Source organism: Carboxydothermus hydrogenoformans Z-2901 (genome assembly GCF_000012865.1).
In the GTDB taxonomy this organism is placed as follows: Bacteria; Bacillota; Z-2901; order Carboxydothermales; family Carboxydothermaceae; genus Carboxydothermus; species Carboxydothermus hydrogenoformans.
The window spans coordinates 1622267-1643908 of the sequence record NC_007503.1; the positions used below are offsets into that span (position 1 = coordinate 1622267).

The window sequence follows — 21642 nt, forward strand, 5'->3', positions numbered from 1 at the left end:
TTTAATTTTGGTTAATTCTTTATTATCCTTAAAAATTTTTAAGATTTCATGGCTTTTTCTATACTTTCACAAAATTTCTCAGGCTTCCAATGGCCGAAATCTTTACCTCAACCGTGTCTCCTTCAGCAAGTTTACCAACACCGCTGGGGGTTCCCGTTAAAATTACATCTCCAGGCTTTAAAGTCATGACTTTAGAAATAAAACTTACCAAAAAATAGGGATGAAACAGCATTTTAGAAGTATTACTCTTTTGCCGGAGTTCCCCATTCAAATAAGTTTCTATCTCAAGGTGGTCAGGCTCAATATCGGTAACAATCCACGGTCCAAGAGGGCAAAAAGTATCGAACGATTTTCCCCGCGTCCACTGTCCATCCTTCCGCTGTAAGTCCCGGGCGGTAACATCATTGGCACAGGTATAACCTAAGATGAAATCCCTTGCTTCTTCTTCCTTTAGATTTCGCCCTTCCTTTTTAATCACCACCGCCAGTTCTCCTTCGTAGTCCACCCGCCGACTTTCTTGAGGTAATATTATCACGTCTAAAGGACCAATTACCGCGGTAGGCGGTTTTAGAAAAATCACCGGTTCTTCCGGCAACTGGTGTTTAAATTCGTCAATATGGTCCCGGTAGTTTAAACCTACACAGATAATTTTCGACGGTAATACCGGGGGTAGTAATTTGACCTCTGAAAGCGGAAGTAATTTTCCGCTGGAATTAATCTCGCCGAAAATATCTCCATTTAAAATTTCTACCTTATCATCATTAATTTTCACGTACTTATCCTGCCCCGCTATTACGGCTCTACCTAAAATCATTTTTCTCCCTCCCGTACAAATAATAATACTTGATATAAAAGCGGCAAGGCGCTGTAATTCATAGTAGTAGCCGCCGCTACAATTCCCGAATCATTAAAAATAAGAGCAGCCACGCTTGCTACTAAAATGGCGACTAATCCTTTGTAAAATATCGGCATTTCCGTTTTTATTTTGTTCATGTAACCAAGAGGCCGGTAAAAGGAAAAGGCCAGAGCCAGTAAGCTTGTCAAAAACACCCTGCTCCAGATAGTGTATTTAATAAGTTTTATATTCATTGCCACCTTGCGGATTATAATCCCCGTTAAAACCGAAAGACCACCTGCCCTTACTTCCTGTATAGCCCTTGCCACGTGGGATTGAGCTTTAGTGCTTAAAAAAGCATCGTAAGTATAAACTGCTATTAAACCTGCCATTACCGCTCCTAGCAATATCAACACGTTTCGTACATTAAAACGGATGTTTAAAAATAGCGCCAGAAAAACGGTAAAACCAAACAATGCCGTTAGAGCTCCCCCAAAGTTTGCTCCATAGGAAGGAGAGGAAATAAGCAAATAAACGGCAAGAAAAACAAACGAATATAAAACGTAAGCTTTCTTTTTCAAGCGCGTACCGTAATGGCTTGCTAAATATAAAGTAACCCCTACCAAAATCCCCATATACTCGTTGCCGATCCCGTAATACCGGGCGCCGGCCATCGGGTCGTAGCCAAGAACCGACCGGCGGATTAACTCCTGGTGATTTAAAAGGTCAAAAATCAACGAAGCAAAGGTAATTATTCCGATAACCGCAAAGCTATCTATTCCCAGAAGTTTATTTAAAAGTTTTGCCAGTACCACCAAAGCTAAATTTAAAAGCACCGCAATTAAAAAGTTTAAAATGAGGTTATTGGTGTAGAAAAGGGAAAGCCATAAAAAAGTTAAAGGTACCGTAAATAAAAACAAAAGGGCAAGATCCAGTCCTTTAACTTTTTTGTAATACAGGCCAAAAAGTCCGTAAAGAAGCGTAATAATTAAAACGGTAATATAACTTTTAACTAACGGTGGTCGTAAGTTGTAAGTAATTAATATCTGGTTATGATAATCTTTCAGGAAATTTAACGCATTTGCCTTGCTAATTCCCTGCACCGAACGGCCAAAAACCTCTACCGGTGGTTTAATACCGTAAAAAGTCAAGATAGTTGCGGTGAGATCCAAATTGGTAATTAAACCGGGTCTTTTTGTGGTGCCGGAGGTAAGTAACCCGGGACCAAACCCCCGGCCCCAGGCCACCGCAAAGCCCAGGTAATCTTTCTTTGCCAGCATATCCCTGCTGGGATAGGGAGTAAAAATAATAAGGGCATCTTTTTTAGGATTTAACTTTGAAAGTATCTTTCCTAAAAAAGCATCGACTTCCTTAAAAACTTTCGTCTTCTGGCGTTTTATTTCCCGGTCAAAAAGTAAGTTTTTAAAATAATCAACTCGGGCAATATCCCCTGTTTCAATGACCACGAGATCCGAACTTCGCCAATTGTCCGTTACAAAAGTATAAATCTTATCATAATCACTTCTCAAACCTCCGGGAAAATCCTGGTCCTTTTTTAATACTTCCCGGTTTACCAATCCCAAAGGGGTAACACCGGTTTTATCCATGGTTAAAAGAGTAATTTCCCGGAAATACTCCTTTCCGGCATCGGCATTACCCACTACCAGCGTTTTTAATCCCCGTTTTTTTAACTCTTCACCTATTAAGCCAATTTTAAACGGATATTTTAACGAACTGCTTTCCCGTTCCGCTTCCACCGCACCCAGGTTAACAACCGCTTCCCCGGAAGGTTCCTTCCCAAAAAAGGTACGATATAAAGCAAATCCTTCCTGGCCATCGTACTGTTCTCCGTAATTAAACGCAAGTCTACCCGTTTCCCCTCCGCGAAGGTGGGCACCGCTACCGATGGTAAGATAAGCATTTACGCTATTTAGACCACCACCGGTATTATTATTCATTAACGCCACACTACCTTCCTTAAAAACCCGCTCAAAGTTTGGATACCGGCCAAGCTCCGTTAATTCCTCAAAAGATAACCCATCCAGAGAAATTAACACCAATTTCCCCGGGGAACCGGCAAAGGCCAAAGAAGGAAACAACACTACTGCAATAATCAGTAAAATTATGTAAAATACTTTTTTTCTCATTTAAGTAACCCCCTGTAAATCTCCTCGTTTCGCTGGGCCATGTGCGCTACGTTGTATTTCTCCCTTATCGTGATATAAGCCCTTTCTCCAAGACTTAAACGAAAATTTTCATTAAAAATTAACGTGTAAAGCGCTTCAGTTAAAGCCGTAGCATCCTTGGGGGGAACTAATAAACCATTTTCCCCGGAATTAATGACTTCCGGAATTCCCCCAACGTTGGTGGCAATTACGGCTAACTTCCAGCTCATTGCTTCGAGAAGGGATAAGGGTAGTCCTTCGGAAATGGACGGTAAAACAAAAATATCAATTTCCCGGTAAAATTCAGCGGGATTGGGAATGTATCCGGGAAAGGTAACCAGGCTTTCAATCCCCAGCTCTTTTGCTAACTCTTTCAGCTCATTTTTTAAAGGGCCATCACCGCCAATGATCGCCCGAAATACCACTCCCCTGTTACTTAGAAGGGCTAAGGCTTTTAAAAGATAATTTAAACCCTTTTGCGGGGCAAAACGGGCTAAGGTACCTATTACCACCGGCTGGTGGGGATTTGTTTTTATCTCTTCCGGAATCTCCACCCCATTAGGAATTACGGTAATTTTTTCTGCCAAAACCCCATGCTTTAAGATTAATTCTTTCTTTAAATTTTCACTGACCGCAATTACTTTATGGGTATAAAATTTGGTTAAAAAGCGCTCAATGAGCGAAGCAATAATTCTTTTAAAAGCCGCTACATTTTCATGCCAGATGGAGTTATGTACGGTATAAACCACCGGCACCCCAGCCAAAAAAGCAGCCATTCTTCCCGCCAGTGCCGCTTTAAAACCATGGCAGTGAACTATCCGGTACCCTTCTTTTTTAATAATGCGGTAAAGGGAATAGCAGGCTTTTAAATCCCCTTTTAAGGAAATTCCTGCAGGAATTGCTACGGAATAGTAGGTTACTCCCAGGTCTTTTAAGGTTTTTTGCTCAGCTTCGGTTAACTCGCCGGCAAAACCAAAAGCAAAGTCACCGCTTTTCTTTTGCAGCAGGGAAAAAACATGCTTTTTTATTCCCCCCGCCGATGGCCGCATCACCTGTAAAACTTTAACCTTCCCGCTCAACCAGATCACCCTTTTCAAAAACTCCCCCGAGTCTTTCCGGCAAAGAAGAATACCTGGTTTCTTCCTTAATATTTTCCACCGCCTGCCGTAAAGCCCAGGGAGTTCCTATGACAATAAGCATTTTCTTGGCCCTGGTTACAGCAGTATAAAGAAGATTTCTCTTAAGTAAAGGATAATGGTAATTATGTAAAACAAGAATAACCACCGGATATTCCATTCCCTGAGCTTTATGAACGGTAGTCGCATAAGACAACGTCAGCTCTTCTAAATCCGTTTTCCGATATTTTATGTTTTTGCCGTCAAAAGAAACAATGATTTCTTCTTCATCCCCGGATTTAATAATTTTTTTGATAAACCCGGTTTCGCCGTTAAATACCCCATCTTCTCCCCGTTCGTAATTATTTTTTATCTGCATGACCTTATCGTTCACTTTAAAAGAAGTACCGAAAAATTTTACTTCCTGTGTTTCAAAACCGTTAAACAGTTTTTGCAGTAAAACATTTAAATTTTCTACCCCTAAAGCGCCCTTCCGCATAGGAGATAAAACGGCAATATCTTCCGGAGAATACCCGTAATTTTCCCAGAGCTTTTTAACCACCTTTAAAAGAAGATTAGTAATATTTTCCGTATCTTTCGCCGGAAGAAAAAACACATCCTCCAATATTCTTCTCCCAAGGAGCCGCTCAAGTTCAGACCAATCCCCGGTTAATACCCGGTGGGCAACCTCAATAATTCCTGCATCTTCTCCCTGACGAAAAACCGTTTTCAGGCTTATCCGCGGAATTTCTTCCACGGCTAAAAGATCTTTCAACAATTGCCCGGGACCCACCGGGGGCAACTGATTGGGATCTCCCACCAGTACCAGCCGGCATTCAGGGGTTATAGCCTCAAATAAAGCAGCAGCTAAAGGTAAATCAAGCATGGAAACTTCATCAATTATTATTAAATCGTAGGGTAAAGGTTCGTATTTGTTATAGCGAAAAAGCAGTTCTCCCGAACGGGTTTCCCCCTCCGGTTCTAAAAGACGGTGAATTGTCGCCGCCGGCATCCCGGTGCTTTCGGAAAGCCTTTTCGCCGCGCGCCCGGTAGGCGCCGCCAGAGCAATTTTGTTTTTAGGAAAAAACCTCTGATACAGCTCAATAAATCCTTTGATTACCGTGGTTTTACCGGTACCAGGACCCCCGGTTAAAATAAAAAGTTTTTTCTCGGCAAACATTAACGATAGAGCTTCCTTTTGTAATGGGTCGTAGGAAATTCCCAGTTTTTTTTCTACCTCGTTCAGAGGCTTCTTTATATTAATTTTTTTATCGGTAATCGTTAAAAGAAAGGCTACTTTCCGCGCCACCGTTTTTTCCGCATCATAAAGCTTTTTCAAATAAAGCCGGTCCCTTTCCAGGCACACTTCTCCGGTTCTTAAAAGTACGGAAAGCCCCTCGTCGAGGGTCTCAGGCCCAATCCCTTCCCCCAGAAGAGCCAGCCCTTTGTTATACACTTCTGCCAAAGGTAAATAAACATGTCCCTGCTCCAGAGCTTCCTTTAACACATAAACGATAGAAGCTTTAATCCGGTAAAGGTGGTTCGGGGGAAAATGCCAATCTTTTGCCAGCTTATCAAAGGGTGCAAAGGCAAAACCGTAAAGTTCATGAATGGGTTTGTAAGGATTCTCTTTTAAGTGCTCTATTAAACTTTCCCGGTAAAATTTGAGCAGGGTTTTAATTTGATGCGGTTCCAAGTTTAGCGGAGCTAATAAATTAAAAGCTTCTTCGAAAAGATACTCTTCTTTTAATTTCTGGTACAGGCTTTCCGCTTTTTCAAAGGAAATGCCTCTTATTTTTGTTAGCTGGGAAAAATCTTTTAGGATAACGGTCAGGGAGTCCATACCAAATCTTTCAACAATTTTCGCTGCCGTTTTTTCCCCAATTCCCTTAACCCCTAAGTTAGACAGGTACGAGATTAACTGTTCCGGAGAATTTGGTCTTTCCCTTTCGTAGTATTTAACCTGAAACTGCAAACCGTAATTGGGGTTATTGACAAACTTTCCCGAAACCCGGTACCGTTCGCCTACCCGGCAGTTAATTATTTCCCCTAAAATATCAATAATTTCCCCCTGCCGTTCTCCTTCTAAAATTTTAGCTCCGGCAATAATAAAGTTTTCCCGGGAGAATTTTATATATTTTACTTCTACATTAATTGTCTCTTCCAAAAGAAAATTCCTGGTCATATTTTTCCCTTCAATTTATAATGATTTAGCATAATTTTACTACAATTTTAAAAAAGAAAAAACCCCGGCATGAGCCGGAGTTTTTTCTCTTAGCCAAGGATAGCTTTTAAGTCTTCGTCGGGAGTAGTGATAAGCTTTAATCCAAACTTTTCGTTTAAGATGGCCAGTAAATTAGGTGTTAGGAAAGCAGGAGCAGTCGGGCCAATACGAATATTCTTGACTCCAAGGTAGAGGAGTGATAAGAGAATTGCCACAGCCTTTTGTTCAAACCAGGATAGAATCAGGCTAAGCGGCAGGTCGTTTACTCCAACCTTGAAGGCTTCGGCTAAGGCTAAGGCAATTTTTACTGCCGAGTAGGAGTTGTTGCACTGCCCGATATCGAGGAGCCGCGGAATACCGGTACCTTCGATTTCACCAAAGTCCTTGTGGATGAAACGATATTTACCGCAAGCCAAGGTCAGGATAATGGAGTCTTTGGGTACTTTATCGGCAATTTCGTTGTAGTAGTTCCGGGTGGTCTTAGCTCCGTCGCAACCGCCAATTAAGAAGAAGTGCTTGATCTTGCCGGACTTAACCCCTTCAATTATCGTATCGGCCAAGCTTAATACTGCGGTGTGGTGGAAACCGGTAGTAATGTAACCTCCTTCTTTCTCTTCAGCCGGGGGAAGTTCTAAAGCCTTCTTAATAACCTCGGAGAAGTCGCGATTGGCGATATGTTTTACTCCGGGCAGATGAGCTACCCCGCAGGTAAACATCCGGTCCTTATAAGAATCCTTGGGAATTAAAACGCAGTTGGTGGTTGCGAGAATTACTCCCGGGAATTCTTCAAACTCTTTCTTCTGGTTCTGCCAGGCGGTACCATAATTACCTACCAAGTGGGGGAATTTCTTTAACTCGGGATAAGCATGGGCCGGGAGCATCTCCCCATGGGTGTAAACATTAATTCCGGTACCTTCGGTTTGCTTTAAAAGCTCATACAAATCTAAAAGGTCGTGCCCGGTAACCAGAATAGCCGGACCTTTTTTAATCCCCGTGTAAACTTTTGTCGGCACAGGGTTGCCAAACTTTTCTGTATGAGCTTTATCCAGAAGCTCCATAATTTTAAGGTTCATTTCCCCGGCTTTTAACACCATTTGCAGATGGTGGTCAAGGTCAAAATCTACGTTGGTCAGGGTAGTAAAGAGAGCTTCATGCATAAAGGCATCTACTTCCGGATCATGAGCTCCCAACTCCCGCGCATGGTAAGCATAAGCAGCAATACCTTTTAAGCCAAAGATAAGTAAGTCCTGAAGTGCGGCAAGATCTTCATTTTTCCCGCAAACTCCAACAGGCCCAACACAGCCTTTCCCTTGAGCAGTTTGCTCGCACTGGTAACAAAACATCAATAAACCCCTCCTGTGAAAATAGTTTTTCGCCCACCGGCTACTTTAAATTTTAAAGATAAAGGAGGGGCAATTCTGTTAAATTCGTCACAGTTTTGTCATGAAATTTATTAAATTAAGTGGATTACTCGGATATTTCACTTCAAGTTTTCCGGGTTCAGTCCTTCAAGTTCCGGTAAAACAAATACTCCATCTTTTCTAATCAACACACCATCAAAATAAATCTCACCGCCACCGTATTCCGGAGTTTGAATTAAAACAAGGTCCCAGTGCACCGCCGATTTGTTGCCGTTAAAAGCTTCATCGTAACTGGAACCGGGAGTAAAGTGGATGCTCCCCATAATTTTTTCATCAAACAACGTATCTTTCATCGGCTTAGTTATGTAAGGATTTACCCCTATCGCAAATTCCCCGAAATATCTTGCTCCGGCATCGGTATCTAAAATTTTGTTCAGCTTTTCGGTATTGTTGGCCGTGGCTTCAACTATCCTGCCATCTTTTACCACAAAGCGCACATTTTCAAAGGTATAGCCCTGGTATACCGAAGGGGTATTGTAAGTAATAACTCCATTTACCGACTCTTTCACCGGAGCAGTGTAAACTTCACCATCGGGAATGTTGCGATGGCCGTCGCATTTCACCGCCGGAATGCCTTTTATCGAAAAAGTTATGTCAGTGCCCGGACCGGTTATTCGCACCTTATCCGTTTTGTTCATTAAGTCAATTAAAGCATCCATCGCTTTGGACATTTTGCTGTAGTCAAGGTTGCAAACATTAAAATAAAAGTCGGTAAACGCCTCATTGCTCATTCCAGCAAGCTGGGCCATAGAAGCATTGGGATAACGCAGTACCACCCATTTAGTTTTGGGTACCCTAACTTCCCCGTGGACCGGATGCCACCAGTCCCGTTGATAAGCCTGAATTTTTTCCTCGGGGACATCGGAAAGCTCGGCGATATTGTCTCCGGCCCGAATTCCAATGTAGGCATCCATTTGTTCCATTAGCGATTTTTCCATTTCCCGATTAATCTTGATAACTTCCTCATCGGCTTCTAAAAGAATTTCCCGCAAAATTTCCTGGTTTTTTAAAAGGACAAAAGGTTTTGCCCCAACCTTATAAGCCTCGCGAATTAAAGCTTTGGTCAGGGGAAGTTCTGGACCTATGTTTTCAATTAAAATTTTCTCACCGGGTTTAAGGGCTGTAGAATAGTGAATTAAATTCTGGGCAAGTTTTATAAAGCGTGGATCCAAGAAAAAACCTCCTTTCTTCTTTTCGTCTCTTTATATCTTATTCCTTTTTCGTTTTAGCATCAATAAAAGCACAGGGACCCGTTGCACACATTCCGCAAATTTCTACCGGATTGGCATCGGAAAAAGCTTCCCCGCATTTAACGCACCAGGCGTAGCATTTCTGCCGGTCAAAAGCATTATTATCATCTTTTAACGCCTTTACCGGGCAAATGTCCCGGCAGTAGGTACAGCCCTTAGAACGCCAGCACTGAAGATAAGGTTCAATAGCAGGAGTTGGTGTAATTTCGGCATCGGTGACAAAAGACCCAAAGCGGCCGCCACTACCCAGGGAAGTAATTAAAAGGTTGTTCATCCCAAAAGTGCCAAGACCAGCAATGTAGGCTACATGTTTATGCGACCAGACGGCTTTTAAAACTTTTTTATCAAACTGGTAGGTTGGCATGAGTCCTTCAGCTTTAAAGCCGTAATTTTTTAATTCTTCCTTTATTTTCTGGATTATTTTCCAAAGGAGGCGATTAGTTTTAATATAAGCTTTGGCCCAAAGCTCCGATGGATAAATGCCATTTTTGTTACTTTCGATAATTTCCCGGGTATACGGCAAGAAAATGGCAACTACCGTTTTAGCCCCGGGCAATAGCTCATCAGGCAGCAAATGAGCCGGATTGGCCACCTCTTTTAATTTCAAAAAAAGGGGATTTTGAGCTTCGGCATAACCAATTAGCGGCTTACGGTAATAAAATGAACTTTCCTCTTCTAACTCCACCTGTTCAAAAACAATCTTCTCAATTAACTGTTGCAAATTATCCCCCCTTTTTTTTGGTATTTTAACATCTTTTTTATTTAAGTAAAATAAATTAAAATAAAAACATAAAACTCATCTCAAATCAAAGGAGATAATTATGGGAGCAATCTGGGATTTAATTTTACATCTTGATAAAAATTTAGACCTTCTGCTTCAGCGGTTTGGCACCGAAACCTATTTTATTTTATTTCTTATCGTTTTTCTGGAAACCGGGCTTGTGGTAACTCCTTTTCTTCCCGGCGATTCGCTCCTTTTTGCAGCAGGAGCTTTATCTGCACTGGGAAGTTTAAATATTTACCTGGTAATGTTAATTTTCATTTTTGCCGCAGTGCTTGGTAATACTTCAAACTATTTTATCGCCAGGTTCTTTAGTAATGCCGTTCTGAATAAAAAAAATCTTAAGTTTATAAAACAAGAGCACTTACTAAAAACCCAGAGGTTTTACGAAAAATATGGACCAGTGACCATTGTTCTGGCCCGTTTTGTCCCTATAGTTCGTACCTTTGCTCCTTTTGTCGCAGGTATTGGCCGGATGAATTTTTTTAAGTTCAGTCTCTACAACCTAATTGGAGCTTTTCTCTGGGTGTTCCTCTTAACCTTAGCAGGATATTACTTCGGTAATATTCCCGTAATTAAAGATAATTTTTCACTTGTAGTGATAGCTATAATTTTAATCTCAATCCTTCCCGGATTAATATCATTTATAAAAAAAGGAAAGTAGCGTCCGGAAGGGCAAAGGTCTATCGCCAGGGCTATTTCCTCCGCCTTGAATGGGCATTTGGTAAGAAATCTTTTCTAAAACCTTTAATTGCTTTTCATTTAAAACTTCGTAAAACACCGCATTTCCTCCTCAGACAGGTTAAAATATGCCTGCCAGAAACGAGCAGTTTTGCGGGTAAGATTGCGACTTTTTTTAACTGCTTCTTTTATCATAGTTTCATCATAATTTTCCTTTAACCAAAAAAGCGCCTGATGATCTCCGTAATTTAAAATCCGCTCGATGACAAATCGCTTATGTTTTTCCAAATCAATTTCATCTATATTTACATCCCAGAAATATATTTTAAAGCGCTCAGGTATTGTTTTTTTCATCTTATCACCCGATTACATTTTACCATAATTTTACTAAATAAGAAAATCAAAAACCTGCCGCGTTCAGGCAGGTTTTAACTTTCTTGAAATATACGGCCAGAAGAATTTGATTAAACTGCGGCCAACAGATATTGCTTACAAAACTACTGCGTGTTTTTAGGATTGCACAACCAAAGAATATTTTGCCTTTGGATGAAGCCAAAAAAATTCATCTGGAAGGTGAGTAAGCTACAATTTGCACATCTACTCGAATAAAAATGCTCATTTTTCATAAGTTTGTGTTAAGGACACCTTGTCGATAACTGCGAGGGTAGCTTAAAAAGGGGGTTAGAGAGCAGGATTGGAGATAAAAGCACCATTTAGCCCTAATCCTGCTCCTTTAGCAAGATTTAAATCCCCAACCCCCTGCGTCTTTCCTTAATAACTGCAACCAGTTTAGCAGCAGCCAGTTCCGGATTGGTTTCAACAATAAAATAACCGCCCAGCAAATCTTTCGCTTTTTCAGTTAAAAACTCAACAACTACAGAGGAACCCATAATTTGCGGTACAATTCCAATATGGGTTGGTATTCCTAAAGTTACTGCCCAGGTCCCAATGGCTACTGCCTTCTCCGACATAAACTCAGGAGCAGAAGCAACAAGAGGTAGTTTGTCTAAATCAACTCCTAATTTGTTAGCTATGGCCACTGCGACATTAACTGCCCTGCTATTATCAACACAAGAACCCATGTGCAATACTAAAGGTAGAGGTCCATTAAGCCCGGCTGCCTTTCCTAAGGCAGTTAATACTGCCTTTAAGGATTCACCGGCATAAGCCTCGGTTGCCTCCTGGGTCATTAGACCATTTTTCGCAAAAGCCCCGGCTCCACAACCGGTTGCCAGCATCAAGACGTTATTTTTAGCCAGCTCTTTAGCAATGGTTATAAAGCTATTGTCGTGAATTGCCTTAGGATTGTTACAACCGGCAAATAAGGCAATGCCCTGAATGTTGCCGTTAATAATATTGTCAATTAAGGGTTTTAACGGGTCATTAGCATTTAACTTGCTTAAAACCGCCATGATTGCCTCGGCACTGAACCCGGTAATGGCTGTTTGCTTGCAGTCAGGAATGTTAACTTTTCGTTTATCCCGTTTTTTAAAGGCCTCAATTGCCACTTCTACGATTTTCTTAGCGCTTTCTACGGCCGAGTCTTCCCGAAACTCGATGTGAGTTGCGCCGGTGATTTTATTTTCAGCCATAGTGGTAATTATTTCAGTATGGAAACACTCAGCCACGCTGGTAAGAGCAGGCATAATGCACTGCACATCTACGACCATAGCATCTAACGCACCGGTAATGATGGCCATTTCCTGAGACAGATAGTTCGTAGCTAAAGGAATCCCGCGCCGCATCATCACCTCATTACCGGTACAGCAAATACCCACTACGTTAATACCTTCTTTGGCCCCGGCTTTCTTTGCTTCTTCATTCATTTTTAAAGCGACATCACAAATAATTTCACTAAGTAAAGGGTTGTGACCGTGAACTGCGATGTTGACAGCATCTTCCTTCAGCACCCCAAGGTTGGCTTGAGTAATTACCGGTTTAGGGGTACCAAATATGACATCAGACAACTCGGTTGACAAACACATACCGGTATAATCAGCCAGTGCTCCCTTTATTCCGCCGAGCAAAAGGTTGACAGCATCGGCATCACAACCCACATGAGTCCGGCCCATAATCTCGGTGATAACTGCATCGATATTATGGGGCATAACCCCCAGTTCTGCTAATTTGTCCACCCGCTCAGCGGTCAAGGTTTCTTTGGCCCAGTTACAGGGTACGTTACGCTTTTGCCGTGAATAATCATCCAGGGAAGCTAAAGCCACTTCTTTAGCTACTTGTCTTATATCTTTGCCTGCCGGTGCCAGGTTTAATTTTTCCGCTATCTTTCTTAACTTTTGCTCGTCTTTAATCCGGTACGCAGGTGCATGTCCTTCGCCAACTTCTAATAAAGTCAAAGCTATGTGCCGGCCGTGTTCGGAATGAGCAGCAGCACCGGCAGCAATCATTCTAATCAAATTTCGCGCAACAATGGTATGGGCATCAGCCCCACAAACCCCTCTCTGGGGTCCATTGCCAAATGGATCGATACGACAAGGTCCCTTCCAACAAATGCGGCAGCAGACGCCCAGTTCTCCGAAACCACATTGAGGCTGCATTGCTTCATAACGGTCCCAAGCAGTTTCAATTCCCGCTTTTTTGGCTATAGGTAACAAATAATCGACCGCAGGATCTACGGAATTTTTCCAATTACTCATCAAATCACTCCCCGCATCTTTCCGAGTTAAGCTTTAATTACGGAATAAGCCCTAACAAGTTCTTTACCTCTTTCCTCAATAAGTTTCTTACGATAGCTTTCGTAATCCACCAGCATTATCGCCTTGGTGGGACAAGCTTCAACGCAGGCACAGGAAACTTCCTTGTTGTCCTGCTTTCTGCTGTAGCAAAGATCACATTTTCTGGCCTTACCATTTTTGGTTCTACGATTACCTTCATCCTTTTCCTCTTGTGCTATAATAATTGCTCCAAAAGGACAAACCATGGTACAAACTTTACAGCCAATACAATTACCCTCATTGATTCTAACAAACTTATCTTCCTGGTAAATTGCTCCGGTCGGACAGGCATGGGCACAAGGAGCATCCTCACATTGTCTACATTGAATAGGCATTACCATACCACCGACCTGAACCACCGAATTCCTTGGCTTTAATTTCAACCCCCTGGTTACAGCCGTAGTCAAGTCACAATTGGCATGGGCCAAAGCACAGGCTATCTCACAATTTTTACATCCCAAACACTTTCGAGGGTCGGCGTAAATAAAGTAATTCTCGTTAGCTGTTGCCATATGGTTCAACTCCTTTCATTAATGTATATTAATTTGAAATAGACAAAACTTTTTACGCAATAAAGCTAACAAGGAATCCCGCAAAATACAGGGCCCGCGGACTTTTTGAAAGATACTACATTTCTACTTCTAAATTTTCAATATAAAGTTCCCTACCGGCCACAATGTCCACAGCCCTGTTTTCACACTGCGGGCATTGAAAATTGAAATTGGAAATCCCAAACACATGGTTACACTCCCGACATTTTCCCATCAGTGGAACTCGCTCGATAACCAACTCCGCACCCTCGGCAACGGTATTTTGCGCATAAACTTTAAAACACGCAGTTAAGGTCATAGGTTCCACCACTGTCATCTCGCCAACCTTAAGCTTTACTTTTAAAATTTTTTTTATTTGATGCTCTTTTACTTTGGCATCGATAATCTGAAAAAGACTATCCACTATAGCCATTTCATGCATGGTACCGCATCCTTTTTTATATTATCTTTCGGTGCAGGAAATACAGGGATCAATACTATTAATAATGAGGGGAATGTCAGCCACTTTATTACCCGGCATCATAACCTTAAGCGCTTCCCAGTTCATATAAGTTGGTACCCGCCACTTAATGCGTTCCGGAATATCTGAACCGTTGGTGCGCAGATAATAAATCAATTCTCCCCGCGGAGCCTCGGACCTGGCTACCGCCTCTCCTGCGGGAATTTCCGGCAAATAGTCTATACACGTTGGACCGTCCGGAAGCTCTTTTAGACAATGTTGAACAATATTGATAGCTTCCTGAATTTCTCTCAACCTAACCAGGGCTCTTGCTTTAACATCACAACCAGTTTCTAACTGAACATTAACCTTGAGCTTGTCGTAAGCAGCATACGGGCTCTTTACCCGAACATCATTATTTATACCTGACCCCCGGGCTACAGGCCCAACCACCCCATAGCGGAGAGCTTCATCTTTAGGTAATATCCCTACTCCTTCAGTCCGAGCCCGAACAAATTTATTGTTCATATAAATACGGGTAATTTCTTCTAAAGGCTTCTTCAGGTTGTCTAACTGTCTCGCCAGATATTTAATCTTTTCCTCCGACAGGTCATATCTTACGCCGCCAATACAGTTAGCAGCCAGGTCCATTCGATTCCCGTAAATAGTCTCTTTTATATCCTGGACTATCTCCCGTAACTCCATAACATGCATGAATAATGAGTCAAAGCCAATGATATGAGCCATCATAGCAATATTAAACAAATGGGAAGCTATCCTTTTTATTTCATCTGCTATAACCCGTAAATATTCGGCCCTTTCCGGAATTTGAATACCGGCAATTTTCTCCAGGGCCATGCAGTAGGTAAAGGGATGGTTATTGGAGCACAAAGAACAAACCCTTTCAAGCAAAGTTAAATTTTGATATATATTACGTTTCATTGCCAGATACTCGATACCCCGGTGCACATGCCCTGCCGTTAACTCCAGACCTACAATAGTCTCTCCCTCTACCTCAACCCGGAAATACATCGGCTCTTCCAGGGCCACATGTAGCGGACCTACGGGGATTGTATAAGTGCTCATTTAACCTCTCCCTCCTGGGAAGTAGCCGCTAAGACCTTTTCCCACAAAGTTTTACTGGTAGCTCCCTGCATAGCAATTGATAAAGGGATAAAGTCATTCATTATTCCCTCATCAATAGTATCATCGAGGAATAATCTCTTTGGATTGGGATGGCCGACTACTTTAATACCATATAATTCTTGTAATTCGCGTTCCGTCCAATCGGCACTTTTTAAAATCGGGGTTATGGAATTAACTTTACCACTATCTCCGGGTACTTCAATGGTAACCGTACAGGTACAGCCATCCAGGTCAAAATGGTAAGCAATCTCATGGCTATCCCTTTGTTGGTCATCTTTCGTTTTATAAGCTGTGATAGTAATTACCCGACCTCCCAAACTTGCCACTATCAAAGCCACAGTGGTAATATGGCGGTGGTCGTGGAGCCTGCACCAACCAGTAACAACTCCTTTAGAATCTCTCTCCCAACGCAAAGAAAATTCTGCCCCCAACGCCCGGGTCAGTTTTTCTGTAAATTCCTCCTGAATATTCCGTACCATCTTCTTACCTCCCTTCCTCAGCGGAGAGCTCGTTTTTGGCGGCATTTAGGGCATAAATGCCTCAATATTTCAATTTCCTTGTTTACGTTCTCATAAGCTCGCTGCAATAATTCAGGAGAAATTGGTACCATAGGTGTACCACATCCGGCACAATTTACATATTTTATGAATCCTTTTTCCACATATCTGTATTTATCCTCTTGCCGGTGAGCGGTATGATAATCTTCCGTTAAACGAATTGCTTTGGTAGGGCAGTAATATTCGCAAAGGCCACAGAAGGTACAGGTATTATGCCACAGGATGAACTCAAGGCCACTTTTATCAGCCACTTCCCGGATTTGAATGGCTCCTCCGGCACACACATGCTCACACATCCTGCAGGCAATACAAGCCCCGGCATTATATTTGGCCTTTCCCCGCAGTCCCTTCGGAACAAAGGTTTCCCCAAAGGGATATGGGTCGGTTGTTGGACTCTTGAATAAATTACGCAGGGCGATTTTTAAAAACGAAGACATGGGTAACTCCCCTTTACAACCTGGTTTCCCAAATTTTGATAGCTTCGATAATCCCGTCAATAATCGCCTGGGGTCTGGGAGGACAGCCCGGTACATTGACATCTACCGGAATAAAGTTATCAATAGGGCCGGTAATGGCATAACTATCTCTAAATACCCCTCCAGATATGGGACATACTCCAATGGCTACCGTCACTTTTGGCTCAGGAATTTCCTCGTAAAGGCGCAAAACCTTTTCCTTAACCCGGGCAGTAAGAGGCCCAGTAATTAAAACTATATCCGCATGTTTTGGGCTACCACAATATTTACAACCCAAGCGTTCCACGTCATAACGAGGGATACAGGCTGTGGTTGCCAGCTCCACGTCACAGCCATTACAGGATCCCGCATTAATGCGGTATAACCAGGGTGATTTTTTCGCAATTTTTTGCAGAATCTTTTTCATCCGGACACCCCCCTACCCTTTTACTAACGTTAAAATCAAGCTGATTAATGCCAGTACTGTGGGATACTTGAGATAAAATTTAAAGGCCTGATCTATCCGTACTCTTCCCGTACTGGAGCGAATAATTGTAATAGAAATAAACAATAAGATTAAACATTTTAACAAAAACCACACCAGGTTAAGCAAAAGGTTTTCACTCAGAGGGGTTGGAAAAAAGAGCGCTATACCTAAACCCAGTACCACTACCATTTTTAGGGCGTTGGTTAGCTTAAATAAAGCCAGCCAACTCCCGGAATATTCCAGAATAGGGCCTTCAACAATTTCCGTTTCCGCCTCTGGAATATCAAAAGGAACAACTCCTATAGTACCGGGGATAAAAACCAGAAAAGCTAAAAGAGCCGGTAACATGGTGTAATCAAACAGTAAAGCTCCGTTTTCCACTTGGTACTGGACAATTTTACTTAAAGAAAAGGTGGCAATACCGCCGGTTGCTAATCCAACCTTTAAAGCAACGGTCACCAGGACTATCAGTAACGGCAACTCATAAGCCATCATCATGACCATTTCCCGCGAGGAACCTATAGCCCCAAAGGGTGAACTGGAGGCCGAACCTCCGACTATCAAGGCAATAGCCGGCAAGGACAACAAATAAAGTAAAACCAGCAAATCTCCCGCAAAGTTCAAACCTGGATAAACCCCCGCAACAGGGATCAGGGTTACTGCTACCAGCATCCCAGCAAACCCTAACAACGGCGCTAACCTGAAAGCCGGCAGGTGTGCCGTCTCGGGCACAACCACCTCCTTCAGGGTTAATTTGGCCAGGTCAATAAAGGGCTGGTAAAGAGGTGGCCCCACCCGTCTCTGGGCGCGGGCAACAATTTTGCGGTCAATTCCCATCAGAAGCAAACCAAGGACTAAAGCAAACAGGCCACCGGGAAAGAGCAGGAAATTAAAAATTAAATGACCGATATCCGTCACAATCACACCCCCTTACCCAAACCGGCAACCCGGTGTAAAAACTTAATCCATCCCTTAATTAACCCTTTGGGAGACTCATAGAGATTATGCGAATTAACATGTACCTCTTCGGGAGTTAAAGTAGTTACCCCGCAGGTATAGATTTTGGTATAGCGGATTTTCCCATTGCCCACAAAATAAATACTAAGGCCAACAATAAAGGCAATTACCATAAACACCGCAATAATTCCGGCATTCCAGGTACCAAGGCCGGAATCAATCCCGAAAAGGGTAACTGAAACCGGTGTCAGCCCCAACGACCTTTCGATGGCAGCAATAGTAGCAAGTGGTATCCCCGGGAAAATCCCAAATACCATACATAAAACAGCTAAAATCACCATAGGAATTTGCATTGTCCAGGGTGCTTCAGTTACGTTCTCCAATTCCTTAGGTATTTGTCCAAAAAAGGCAGAATGTAAAAATTTAAGGAACGAAGCCAGGGTCAAAACACTTGCTAACAAAGATAATAACGCTAAAAATACATATCCCTTCTCCATGGACGCTTCATAGATTAGCCATTTAGATGTAAAACCATTAAAAGGCGGAATACCGGCAATAGAGAATGTCCCAATCGCAAAGACACTGAGAGTTACCGGCATTTTTCGGCCTATTCCTCCTAACCTGTCCAGATCCCCTATACCGGTTTTCACCATAATGGCACCGGCAACCAAGAAAAGCAGGTTCTTAAACAGCATATGGTTAACTAAATGCAATAATCCTCCGGCCAGACCTAAAGAAGAGCCCAGGCTTATTCCCAAGATGATATAACCCATCTGACTTACCGTATGATAAATAAGCAGGCGTTTCATACCACTTTGCAGCAAAGCCAATGCCGCAGCCATTAAAATCGTTAAGCCGCTCACCCAGGCAAGGATGTACATGAGGCTTGGCATATCTCCAAGCTGGCCCAGCTTGCTTAAAAGAGCAACGCCTCCAAATACATAAAATAACTTAACCATCCCAAAAGGCGCACTTTTTAAAAGCACCGAAGAAATATAACCGCTCACCGGTGTTGGGGCGGTAGGAGGATGCATCTGATAATCGATGCGGAAAGGTAACATCGCAGCTTTCATGGCAAAACCAATCAACATTAAGATTAAGCCAAGAGCCACCAGACCTGTGGGCAGGGCACTTAACCGCCCGGCCAGCTCACTCATTTCAAAGGTGCCGGCGTTAACTGTTAATACAAGTAGTCCCAGAAGCAGCAAATTGGCTCCAACGTAATTAAAGATGAAGTACTTGAACCCTTCCCGCAATGCCTCGCTGGTTTCCTCATGAATAATCACAAAGTACAATGTCCAGCTGCTCATGATTTCCCAGAAAGCGAAGAAATTGAAGAGATCCTTACTTACCGCTACACCCAAAAGGCCGCCAATCATTAAGGTAAAGAACAGGTAAAAGCGATTTTGGGCATGTTCATGTTCCATATATCCCAGGGAATAAAGTAAATTTAAAACACCAATAAAGGCGATGAGGAAAGCAAAACTCCGGGAAAATATGTCCAGGCCAGTGGATGCCGCAAAAACTGTGGCAAGCGTTGCTACCATAGTTGCAACTGCTAACCAACCGCTAACTTTAACCGAACGTCTTCCGAAAAAGTAAGCAAAGAGAGCCCCCACCATCGGAATTAGCGTAACTATTGGCCAGGAGATGGTAATTTTAGGAATAGCCGTTACGGCCATATGTCCGTTAGCCGCAATTAAATCGGCAACCGGCTTAATTAAAGCCAGACCCGCTTGCGGATATACGCCATTAAAAATGGACAAACCCGTTAAAATCACAATTGGTATCAACATGGTAATCGGGGCTTCCTGCCGGGCCGGCCCCTCATACTTTTCAAAGAAAATAATTCTAACCACTTTCAGGTAATAAAAACCACCAAGGATACTGCCTAAAAGGATTAAACCTGCCAGTGCCAGATGACCGGATTGGACCAGAGCGTACAGCATTAAAAATTTACTGATAAACCCGTTGAAGGGCGGCAAACCCATTATGGCTAAGATCCCGATACTAAAACATAAAGACGTTACCGGCATTACTCGGCCGATACCTTTAAGCTTATTAATCTCCTGACTTTTTACGCGCAAGATTAAAGCACCAACAGCCAGGAATAACAGATTTTTCATAATAGCATGATTTAAGATATGGTAAAGGGCACCGATAAAACTCAAATAAGTCCCTACTCCCAGAGTAATTACTATCTCCCCTACCTGGGCCATCGTTGAATAGGCCAGCATTTTCTTCACATCGGTCTGTAGCAGGGCCATAATTTCGCCGTACAAAAGGGTAAACGCTCCAAGCAGGGAGATTATAAACCCAATTGTGGAAAATTGACCGGTAGTACCTACTTTAGTCAGTAAACTTACCCCAAAAACCACAAAAAGGATGCGGACAAGTCCGTAAATACCGGTTTTGGTCAAAATCCCTGACATTGGGGCTGAAATAGACGAAGGCGCCACCGGGTGAGCATCCGGCAACCAGCTATGCAGCGGCACCAAGCCTGCTTTGACCCCAAAGCCAATAATAAACATTCCTAAAACCACTAACATAAGACCGGGAGATAAAACCTGTAAATTTGCAGAAATTGTCGTCAGATCTAAAGATCCAAGTTTTACATGCAACGTTAAAATTGCCAAAAGCATAATATAAGCTCCGGAGGTACACATAATAAAATATTTAAAACCGGCACGCAGAGCTTTTTGAGTTTGCTCTTGAATAACCAAAAAGTAAGAAGTCCAGGTCATTAATTCCCAGAAGACATAAAAATTCCCCAGCTCCTTGCTGGTGGTTAAACCGAGCAAAGTACCCAACATTAACAGTAAAAAGAAGAAGTAACGGTTTGCATACGGTTTAGCTTTAAAATAACCCACCGAGTAAAGGGTAACCAAGAAACCGATAAAAGCCATAAGCAAAGCGAAAAATTTAGATAAACTATCAAAGTTACCGGCAAGCCAGGTCAAATAAACCGTTGTGCCGGTAATACCAACCGCCAGGATATTACGTAAGGCCTGGGAAAAACAGCCTGCAAGATAGACGATAAATCCACCCACATAGGGAACGAGAACTAAGGAAGACCAGGGAGATTCAAAGACAGGCAATTGGTCCGGGCCTGTACCCCCTAACAATACGGCAGCAGCACGTTCAGCACCGTGAATGAAAGGTTCCGGAATTAAGCCCATTAAAGCGGTAAGAACGCCCAAAACCAGTAAAACTGCCATTAAACCCGGAGAAGTTTCCCTGACTTCTTCGGCACCGGGTCCTTCCTGGACCGGATCTTCAAAGCACAGTATTTGAAAGACCTGAAGGAAATACACTGCCTCAATGATACTACCAAAGGTAGCTATTGCCGCTGACAACCAATGCCCACTCTCAATAGCAGCATAAATAATTAAAAATTTACTAATAGAACCTTTAAAGGGAGATAAACCCATCACAGAAAACAATCCAAAACCAAACAAGGTTGTCGTAACCGGCATTTTTCTACCTATACCTTGAAGCTTTTCCACGCTTGCAGAATGACCCCGAAAAATAAATGCCGCTGCAGCTAAAAAGACTAATCCTCTCATTACAATTTGATATTCCAAATGCAAGAGAGCTCCCGAAGTCCCCACATAGGTACCCGTGCCCAATCCCAAAAGTACGAAACCTATTTCCGCAATGCTTGAAATAATTAGAAATTGAATTAAGTTTTTCCACCGCAGTAGGGCAACCAGTTCCCCAACCAAAAGAAGCATTACCCCAAACAAGGCCTGCAGCGAGAGGCCATTAATTAAAAAACCTAAATCCACATTTCTTTCCTCCTCCCTGCATTGTGATTGTGCATTTTTTCACAAGAAAGGAACCCTT

18 protein-coding genes are annotated in these 21642 nt (G+C 42.6%); 1 reads left to right on the forward strand and 17 read right to left on the reverse strand.

Annotated elements, in window-relative coordinates; genetic code table 11:
* Positions 1–58 precede the first annotated feature (58 nt).
* The 7 genes from CHY_RS08460 to CHY_RS08490 form a co-directional block, all read right to left on the reverse strand.
* Complete coding sequence (locus CHY_RS08460) at positions 59–814, reverse strand: fumarylacetoacetate hydrolase family protein (protein WP_011344706.1); 756 nt, start codon at positions 812–814, stop codon at positions 59–61.
* Positions 811–2982, reverse strand: a complete 2172-nt coding sequence (locus CHY_RS08465) for a hypothetical protein (RefSeq protein ID WP_011344707.1) — start codon at positions 2980–2982, stop codon at positions 811–813. Before CHY_RS08465 ends, CHY_RS08460 begins: the two co-directional genes overlap by 4 nt.
* Positions 2979–4088, reverse strand: a complete 1110-nt coding sequence (locus tag CHY_RS08470; protein WP_011344708.1) for a glycosyltransferase family 4 protein — start codon at positions 4086–4088, stop codon at positions 2979–2981. Before CHY_RS08470 ends, CHY_RS08465 begins: the two co-directional genes overlap by 4 nt.
* Positions 4063–6300, reverse strand: coding sequence for an SF1B family DNA helicase RecD2 (locus tag CHY_RS08475; protein WP_011344709.1), 2238 nt, complete (start codon positions 6298–6300; stop codon positions 4063–4065). The genes CHY_RS08470 and CHY_RS08475 overlap by 26 nt, the downstream gene beginning before the upstream one ends.
* Before the next feature lie 89 nt (positions 6301–6389).
* Positions 6390–7682: a hydroxylamine reductase gene (gene hcp, locus CHY_RS08480; protein WP_011344710.1), complete on the reverse strand. Its 1293-nt coding sequence runs from the start codon at positions 7680–7682 to the stop codon at positions 6390–6392.
* 137 nt (positions 7683–7819) lie between these two features.
* Complete coding sequence (locus tag CHY_RS08485; protein ID WP_011344712.1) at positions 7820–8932, reverse strand: aminopeptidase; 1113 nt, start codon at positions 8930–8932, stop codon at positions 7820–7822.
* Positions 8933–8969: 37 nt separating this feature from the next.
* Positions 8970–9731 (reverse strand): epoxyqueuosine reductase, encoded by a 762-nt coding sequence (locus CHY_RS08490; RefSeq protein WP_011344713.1) that lies wholly within the window; start codon positions 9729–9731, stop codon positions 8970–8972.
* 100 nt (positions 9732–9831) lie between these two features.
* Here CHY_RS08490 and CHY_RS08495 point away from each other — a divergent pair, with 100 nt between their 5' ends.
* Positions 9832–10455: a DedA family protein gene (locus CHY_RS08495; RefSeq protein ID WP_011344714.1), complete on the forward strand. Its 624-nt coding sequence runs from the start codon at positions 9832–9834 to the stop codon at positions 10453–10455.
* A gap of 98 nt (positions 10456–10553) precedes the next feature.
* On the opposite strand, the gene CHY_RS08500 is transcribed toward CHY_RS08495, so the two are convergent.
* The 10 genes from CHY_RS08500 to CHY_RS08545 all read right to left on the reverse strand — a co-directional run bounded on the left by CHY_RS08500 (position 10554) and on the right by CHY_RS08545 (position 21584).
* The gene (locus CHY_RS08500) at positions 10554–10826 is read right to left on the reverse strand and encodes a DUF6922 domain-containing protein (RefSeq protein WP_011344716.1); all 273 of its coding nucleotides are present in this window, start codon (positions 10824–10826) and stop codon (positions 10554–10556) included.
* A gap of 389 nt (positions 10827–11215) precedes the next feature.
* Positions 11216–13126, reverse strand: coding sequence for an anaerobic carbon-monoxide dehydrogenase catalytic subunit (gene cooS / locus CHY_RS08505; protein ID WP_011344718.1), 1911 nt, complete (start codon positions 13124–13126; stop codon positions 11216–11218).
* Between the two features lie 26 nt (positions 13127–13152).
* Positions 13153–13716, reverse strand: coding sequence for a 4Fe-4S dicluster domain-containing protein (locus CHY_RS08510; protein WP_011344719.1), 564 nt, complete (start codon positions 13714–13716; stop codon positions 13153–13155).
* A 115-nt stretch (positions 13717–13831) separates the two neighbouring features.
* Positions 13832–14176: a hydrogenase maturation nickel metallochaperone HypA gene (gene hypA / locus CHY_RS08515; protein WP_011344720.1), complete on the reverse strand. Its 345-nt coding sequence runs from the start codon at positions 14174–14176 to the stop codon at positions 13832–13834.
* A 21-nt stretch (positions 14177–14197) separates the two neighbouring features.
* A complete protein-coding gene (locus CHY_RS08520; protein ID WP_011344721.1) occupies positions 14198–15280 on the reverse strand; it encodes a nickel-dependent hydrogenase large subunit in 1083 nt (360 codons plus the stop codon).
* Positions 15277–15819: an NADH-quinone oxidoreductase subunit C gene (locus CHY_RS08525; RefSeq protein WP_011344722.1), complete on the reverse strand. Its 543-nt coding sequence runs from the start codon at positions 15817–15819 to the stop codon at positions 15277–15279. The genes CHY_RS08520 and CHY_RS08525 overlap by 4 nt, the downstream gene beginning before the upstream one ends.
* Positions 15820–15836: 17 nt before the next feature.
* Positions 15837–16334 carry a 4Fe-4S dicluster domain-containing protein gene (locus CHY_RS08530; RefSeq protein WP_011344723.1) on the reverse strand — a complete coding sequence of 166 codons (498 nt, stop codon included), beginning with the start codon at positions 16332–16334 and terminating at the stop codon, positions 15837–15839.
* A 13-nt stretch (positions 16335–16347) separates the two neighbouring features.
* A complete protein-coding gene (locus CHY_RS08535) occupies positions 16348–16779 on the reverse strand; it encodes an NADH-quinone oxidoreductase subunit B family protein (protein WP_011344724.1) in 432 nt (143 codons plus the stop codon).
* Between the two features lie 12 nt (positions 16780–16791).
* Positions 16792–17757, reverse strand: coding sequence for a respiratory chain complex I subunit 1 family protein (locus CHY_RS08540; protein ID WP_011344725.1), 966 nt, complete (start codon positions 17755–17757; stop codon positions 16792–16794).
* A gap of 2 nt (positions 17758–17759) precedes the next feature.
* Positions 17760–21584 (reverse strand): proton-conducting transporter membrane subunit, encoded by a 3825-nt coding sequence (locus CHY_RS08545; protein ID WP_011344726.1) that lies wholly within the window; start codon positions 21582–21584, stop codon positions 17760–17762.
* Between the last annotated feature and the right edge of the window lie 58 nt (positions 21585–21642).